Consider the following 6,549-nt stretch of genomic DNA (forward strand, 5'->3'; position numbering starts at 1 on the left):
GGTCACATGAAATCCGGATTACTGACACGCAACGTCGGATCCTCCCGTTCAGCCGATCATCTGCATGAATTCGCCTTCGGAAAGGACTTCAATACTCTGTCCCCGGTCGTGCAGATCCAGTACCTTGCGGGCCTTGACCGTCAGTCTTCCATTGCGCAGATCCGACGCCACGAAGCCATCTCCGACCACCAGTACGGTGGTTTTTCGGGTAACCGCGCTGGCCGGTTGGGCGCCGAAGCCGGCTGCCCGCTCCTTGGCGGTGCTGCGGGCCAACTGCAGATTACCGGTAAAGACCACCATTTGACCGAAAAGCGGGTGATGCGGATCCGCATGCCCATTGGCGGCCGGGTTTGGGCCCTCCTCCGGCCAGCCCTGCCAGCCGGATGTCGTCGCGGGCTCACTCAACCGCTTTAGCGCGGTGCGGGTGGCTTTGGATATCTCATTTAGACCCGGCAGGTAGGCCTCAGCCCGCGGCATTTGCAGCTTCAGTACTGCAAACAGCTCGGCGATGCTGCCGGCCTCATTGCGGGCAGCGATGTCCACCATGATGCCGGCGCAGGCACGGGCATCATCAACCGCGTCATGGTGGTTCAACAGCGGCACGCCAGCGGCCTCGGCTACAAAAGGCAGGGAATACGATGGCAGCGAATAGTTCCGGCGCGAGAGCAATACGGTGCAGGCATAGTCGAAAGCCGGTCCCGGCAGTTCGGAGACCTCCAGAGCGGAGCGGATCACGCCCATGTCAAATGCGGCGTTGTGCGCCACCAAAACATCACCGCCGATGAACCCGCCAATCTCAGCGAACAGCTCACCAAACCGGGGTGAGGCTGCCACTTGGGCAGCGGTGAGCCCATGGATCTGCACATTGCGCGGTTCGAAGTGGTCGTGGCCCTGCGGCGGCCGCATCAGCCAGGACGCTTCCTCAACAATGATGCCGTCGCGGACCTTGCTCAGGCCCACGGAGCACGGCGAGCCGCGGAAGCCATTGGCCGTCTCAAAATCGATTGCAGTAAACTCCAAAGCCACCCATCAAGAGTACCCCGGGCTAAGCTGGCCGGATGGATGATCCGAGCACTGTCCCGCACTGGTATCTATTCGACTACGGAATGGTGATTTCCACGGCACCGGAGCCGGAGGACTGGGAGGCGCTGCAGGAAGCCGCCGGACTGCCGCTGGAGGACAGGAACAGCAGCTATTGGCTGCACCGGCACGGGTTCGACTCCGGCGCGTTAACTCCGCAGGACTACTGGACGCGGGTGCTCGGCAGAGAAATCACCGACGGCCTGACCTCGCGCCTGGAAGCCCTGGACGCCTGCCAGTGGTCCCATTTGAACGCCGAGACGCTCGATGTCCTCGACGACCTGCACCTGCGGGGGGCCCGGCTGGCCCTACTGTCCAACATGCCGGCCGGAATGGCCGAGCAGTACACTCGGAGCTCGCCGTGGGCCGGTTACTTTGATCAGCTGTTTTTCAGCGGCCATCTTGGCTTGGCCAAGCCAGACCCACAGCTCTTCCGCGACGTCATACAGCAGCTTGGGACGACGCCGGCCCACGTCACCTTCGTGGACGACGTTCAGGAAAACCTCGACGCCGCAACCGCGCTGGGCATACAGACGGTGCTGCATTCGCCCGGAATCAACCTAAGTGCCGAGCTGGGGCTTTGACCGTGTCCAAGACGGCCGCCGCGGAGAGACTCAGCCGAACAGGCAAACGTGCCGGCGCGGCTCGATGGCCTTCGCGCCACCGTCGAAGCGTCGAAGCACAGGGCTCCAGGAGCAAGCGCGGCTGGGCCGCATCTGCCTGAAGCGAGCCGGGCCTAAGGCTGAGGCTGAGGCTGAGGCTGAGGCTGAGGCTGATTGTGCTTTCCAGGAACGAGCCGAATCTCATACCGGCGGCTGAGTCGCACCGTCCCTGCGTACCGTAATCTTGGAACGTGACTTCTTCAGCCATCAGTTCCTTTGCCCTGCCCGCCATGTTAGGGCACGGACATGCTCCCACTGGTTTCCTGCCGCCTTGGCTTGACCCCGCAGTTATCCTGGACAACCCCGCGCTGGGGCCTTGGGTAGTGCTCCTTGCCTGCGCCATTATCTTCGCGGAGACGGGACTGCTGATCGGGTTCTTCCTGCCGGGAGATTCGTTACTGTTCACCGGCGGTCTGCTGGTGGCCACGGGAGTCATTCACTTCAACATCTGGGCCGTGCTCGCGTTGCTCATCCTATCGGCGTTCCTGGGCAATCAGGCGGGCTATCTGATTGGTCTCAAAGCCGGTCCCGCTATTTTCAACAAGCCCGATTCGCGGCTGTTCAAGCGGGAAAATGTGCAGAAGGCGCATGCATTCTTTGAAAAGCACGGCGGCAAGGCGCTGATTCTGGCCCGCTTCGTCCCTATTGTGAGGACCTTTGTGCCCGTTATTGTCGGTGTGGCGCGGATGGACCGACGGCACTTTGTTATTTTCAATGCCATTGGTGCCGTTCTCTGGGCCGGCGGTGTCACCCTGCTGGGCTACGTCCTCGGTGACCGGGTGCCGTGGGTGCAGAAAAACCTGGACCTGATCTTCATCCTTATTGTCCTGGTTTCCATCATTCCCATCATCGTGGAGTTCTCCAAGGGTTACCTAGCCAGCCGCAGGACCCGCCGGAACGCCAAGAACCCCACCGGCAGCTAACGCTTCGCCATCCCAACTAGGTAGCAGTTGCGGCATTCAAAACGCGTTTTGGCTGCCGCAACTGCTACCTACTTGGGTTCCAGGGCCGCAATGATGTGCGGAAGCAGCTTCCGGAAGGCCTGGCCGCGGTGGCTAATGGCGTTTTTATCCGCCGGGTCCAGCTCGGCGCAGCTGACGCGGAGCCCGTCCGGGACCAGGATCGGATCGTAACCAAAGCCGCCGTCTCCGCGCGGTGCACGCAGCAGCACACCGGGCAGTTCGCCGTGTTCCACATGCTCGACGGCGGCAGGAACAGAACCGCTGTCGCCGCGAACACCGCCGTCGCCACCGGTTCCGCCGCCCGGCACTGCCAGGGCTGCGGCGCAGATAAAGCGGGCAGCACGGTGCCCGCCGTCGATGTCCGCCAGCTGGGCCAGCAGCAGCGCGGTATTGGCGTCGTCGTCGCCGTGTCGTCCGGACCAGCGCGCGGAGAAAATCCCCGGCGCGCCACCCAGGACATCCACGGCCAGGCCGGAATCGTCGGCCACGGCCACCAGCCCGGTGGCAGCAGCGACGGCACGGGCTTTCAGCAGCGAATTCTCCGCAAAAGTCACGCCAGTTTCGCGCACGTCCGGCGCGCCTGCCCCCGCGGCGTCGAGGACCTGGGTGTTGACGTCGAGCCCGGGAATCTGGTCCCGCAGCAACTCGCGGAACTCACGCAGTTTGCCCTTATTATGCGTCGCCAGCACCAACCGCGGTTCCACGTCGGCCATCCTCACAGGCCTAACGTGTCGCGCTGGATCTGCGCCAGCTGCCGCGTTCCCAGCAGGGCAAGATCCAGCAATGCATCCAGTTCGTTACGGTCAAAGGGCGCACCCTCGGCTGTTCCCTGCACCTCCACGAACTTCCCCGAGCCGGTCACCACCACGTTCATGTCGGTTTCCGCCCGCACGTCCTCAACATACGGCAGGTCCAGCATCGGAACGCCATCAATGATCCCGACCGAGACGGCGGCCACCGTGTCGATCAGCGGCTGGGCGCTGCGGGCAATCAGCTTGTTCTCCCGCGCATAATGAATCGCGTCGGCCAGCGCCACATAGGCGCCGGTAATCGCCGCGGTCCGGGTGCCGCCGTCGGCCTGCAGTACATCGCAGTCCAGCACAATCGTGTTCTCGCCCAGGGCCTTGGTATCGATGATAGAGCGCAGCGAGCGGCCGATCAGCCGCGAGATCTCATGCGTGCGGCCGCCGATTTTGCCCTTAACGGATTCGCGGTCGTTGCGCGTGTTCGTGGCGCGCGGCAGCATCGCGTATTCGGCCGTCACCCAACCGCGGCCCTCCCCCTTGAGCCAGCGCGGGACTCCGGCGGTCAGCGATGCGGTGCACAGCACCCGGGTGCTGCCGAACTCGATCAGCGCGGACCCTTCCGCCTGTTTGGACCAGCCGCGGGTGATGCTGATGTCCCGGAGCTGGTCGGGGGTGCGTCCGTCGGCACGGAGCGTGGACGTTGCCGCTGAAATTTCGCCTGTTGTCATAATTCCAGCTTAGCCAGTCCATACCGGAGTAAGGTCATTCGATATGGACACAGGGCATGGAGTGGTCTCACTGCCGAGCGGCGAAGGGGTCCCGCGGCTGGGCCAGGGAACGTGGTATATGGGCGACGACGACGGCACCCGGGCGGCGGAAATCCGAACGTTACGCACCGGTCTGGACCTGGGGCTGACGCTGATCGACACGGCGGAAATGTACGGGGACGGCCGGGCCGAGGAGCTGGTGGGCGGAGCCATCGCCGGGCGCCGCGATGAGGTATTCCTGGTCAGCAAGGTGCTGCCCTCCAATGCCAGTGTCCGTGGCACTTCCCGCGCGCTGGAAGCGAGCCTGGAACGGTTGGGCACGGACTACCTGGATCTGTATCTGCTGCACTGGCGCGGCGGCATCCCGCTTCAGGAGAGCATCGGCGCCCTGCAGGAACTGGCGGTCGCAGGGAAGATCCGGCATTGGGGAGTGAGCAATCTGGATATTGACGACATGCATGAGCTGGACGCCGTCCCGGATGCCGGGGCGCTGCAGACGAATCAATTGCTGTACAACCTTTCCCGCCGCGGCATTGAATACGACCTGCTGCCACTGCTCGCGGAGCGGAAGATCCCGGTGATGGCGTACTCTCCCATTGAGCAGGGACGGCTGCTTGGGCACCCTGAACTGCACCGGATCGCCGGTGAACATACGGCGGGGAAGAATGCAGCGACGCCAGCGCAAATTGCCCTGGCCTGGGTGCTTCGCCGCCCGGACATTATCGCCATTCCGAAGGCCTCCACGGTGGAACACGTTGTGGCGAACCACGGCGCCCTGGGAATCCAGTTGACGTCCGACGATCTGGCAGCCTTGGACTCGGCGTTCCCACCGCCGTCGCGCCCCGAGCCGTTGGAAATGCTGTAGCCACACTCCCGCACGGTGACCGATCACGCGAGCTCTGCGAACGCGCGGAGATTCAGCTGACAACCCAGTCTCCACGCTGCCGCGCGGGGAAACCTTTCACCGGGCACATCTGCGCACTCTCGCATCCGGAGACTGCGCAGGCGTGTTCTGGCGCAGGGTTCGCGGCGAAGTCTGCGCCGGTTTTATCGAATCCCGAAAAAATTCTTACCTGTGGAAAACCTTGGACCCACTTCCCGATCTGCGCTACCTTTAATCCACCCGTCGCAGTACTCCACCTCACCGGTTGGGGAATTGATGTACCCAGTTTCGGCAAGACATGGAAAAGCCCGCCTCGCAACAGCGGTGGCCGGCACGGCGATCATCCTTGTACTCACCTCGTGCACCGGAGCCCCCAGCGCAGAGCCGCCCAGCACCTCGACTGCGCCCCCAATGACACACGGAGCAGCGACCTCCAGCGCCGCTGCATCGCCGGGAATCACGCCCTCTCCGACCGCGGCGATCCCCGTCTACAAGCCGGCCGACGCAACCGGACCGGCACAAAACGTCCCCCTCCCAGTCAAACCACCCCTCGCCGACGAATTCTCCAAAGCAGGGATAGAAGCCTTCGCCCGCTACTGGTACGACACGCTCTCCTACGCCTTTGAGACAGGGGAGATGTCACCCTTGGAGTCGATTTCGGATCCTGGGTGCATTCCATGCGCGCGAACCAAAGCAGGAGTAGCTCCGTGGCATCAGGAGGGTCGATGGACGGTTGGAGGCCAAATGATCGTGGTTGGCGCACAGTCATCGTTCGAGGTGGCACCCGATGGGACACACCAAGTAGTTTCTAGCGTTCATCAAAAGCTCATTTCGTACTATCGTGCCGATGGAACTTTGGTTGAAAGCCATCCCGAGACGACTCCGGCTGCGGATATTTTGATCGGCTCCTATGAGAACGGAAAATGGACGGCGATGACAGTCGAACATTTGGGTGGGTCGGCACCGTGAGTCGGCGATTTCGTTGGTTTCTGGAAACAGCTATGGCGATAAGCTTCGTCGCTATAGTGCTCGTTCCATCAAGCTCCTCTGCTGGAACGGACAAAACCGACCCTTCCATCAGTCATGAGTGGCACGCGTTCGGCGTTGCGTCCTCTAGCTGGAGTCAGGTGCCTGGTACAGATATGTGGGGCTCCGTTCCTGTCGGTGTACCGGATGATCCCTATGACTATAAATACGAACTCACCTGCCAGTCTGCGGATGATCTACTGCCCCAGTGTGTGGCCTCTTCGCCCAAATGTGAAGCTAGTCAGGGTGGAGTTGCGGTGCTTTGGTACCGCAACCCGAAAGCAATTCAGCCGCCCGTCTGGAGCTTCCTGAGCGGGCCCACCTGCATCTATTCGGAAAAGCCACGGGACATCCTCGCCGAGATAGCCGCCGGCATCGAACACGAATTTCAGAACTCCCCCGTCGCCCCGGCCACGGTCGGCA

Annotated in this window: 7 protein-coding genes; 4 read left to right on the plus strand and 3 right to left on the minus strand. The window is 62.6% G+C overall.

Annotated elements, in window-relative coordinates; translation table 11 throughout:
- Positions 1–48: 48 nt before the first annotated feature.
- Positions 49–1,026 (minus strand): 3'-5' exonuclease, encoded by a 978-nt coding sequence (locus IV500_RS19215; RefSeq protein WP_196398426.1) that lies wholly within the window; start codon positions 1,024–1,026, stop codon positions 49–51.
- Between the two features lie 32 nt (positions 1,027–1,058).
- On the opposite strand from IV500_RS19215, the gene IV500_RS19220 reads away from it, so the two are divergent.
- Both IV500_RS19220 and IV500_RS19225 read left to right on the plus strand, forming a co-directional pair.
- Positions 1,059–1,664, plus strand: a complete 606-nt coding sequence (locus tag IV500_RS19220; protein WP_196398427.1) for an HAD family hydrolase — start codon at positions 1,059–1,061, stop codon at positions 1,662–1,664.
- 284 nt (positions 1,665–1,948) lie between these two features.
- Positions 1,949–2,665, plus strand: coding sequence for a VTT domain-containing protein (locus tag IV500_RS19225; protein ID WP_376770229.1), 717 nt, complete (start codon positions 1,949–1,951; stop codon positions 2,663–2,665).
- 68 nt (positions 2,666–2,733) lie between these two features.
- On the opposite strand, the gene IV500_RS19230 is transcribed toward IV500_RS19225, so the two are convergent.
- Both IV500_RS19230 and rph read right to left on the minus strand, forming a co-directional pair.
- A complete protein-coding gene (locus IV500_RS19230) occupies positions 2,734–3,417 on the minus strand; it encodes a non-canonical purine NTP pyrophosphatase (protein ID WP_196398428.1) in 684 nt (227 codons plus the stop codon).
- A 2-nt stretch (positions 3,418–3,419) separates the two neighbouring features.
- Positions 3,420–4,178: a ribonuclease PH gene (gene rph / locus IV500_RS19235; protein ID WP_196398429.1), complete on the minus strand. Its 759-nt coding sequence runs from the start codon at positions 4,176–4,178 to the stop codon at positions 3,420–3,422.
- Positions 4,179–4,221: 43 nt separating this feature from the next.
- Here rph and IV500_RS19240 point away from each other — a divergent pair, with 43 nt between their 5' ends.
- Positions 4,222–5,082, plus strand: a complete 861-nt coding sequence (locus IV500_RS19240; RefSeq protein ID WP_196398430.1) for an aldo/keto reductase — start codon at positions 4,222–4,224, stop codon at positions 5,080–5,082.
- A gap of 429 nt (positions 5,083–5,511) precedes the next feature.
- Complete coding sequence (locus IV500_RS19245) at positions 5,512–6,069, plus strand: DUF6318 family protein (protein ID WP_196398431.1); 558 nt, start codon at positions 5,512–5,514, stop codon at positions 6,067–6,069.
- The last annotated feature ends 480 nt before the right edge of the window (positions 6,070–6,549 follow it).

The organism is Arthrobacter terrae, from assembly GCF_015708085.1.
Taxonomy (GTDB): domain Bacteria; phylum Actinomycetota; class Actinomycetes; order Actinomycetales; family Micrococcaceae; genus Arthrobacter_M; species Arthrobacter_M terrae.

Bases quoted from the DNA above. Each gene is read 5' to 3' on its own strand.
- IV500_RS19240 (WP_196398430.1), top strand. From the start codon at position 4,222: ATGGACACAGGGCATGGAGTGGTCTCACTGCCGAGCGGCGAAGGGGTC.
- IV500_RS19245 (WP_196398431.1), top strand. From the start codon at position 5,512: ATGACACACGGAGCAGCGACCTCCAGCGCCGCTGCATCGCCGGGAATC.
- IV500_RS19230 (WP_196398428.1), bottom strand. From the start codon at position 3,417: ATGGCCGACGTGGAACCGCGGTTGGTGCTGGCGACGCATAATAAGGGC.
- IV500_RS19220 (WP_196398427.1), top strand. From the start codon at position 1,059: ATGGATGATCCGAGCACTGTCCCGCACTGGTATCTATTCGACTACGGA.
- rph (WP_196398429.1), bottom strand. From the start codon at position 4,178: ATGACAACAGGCGAAATTTCAGCGGCAACGTCCACGCTCCGTGCCGAC.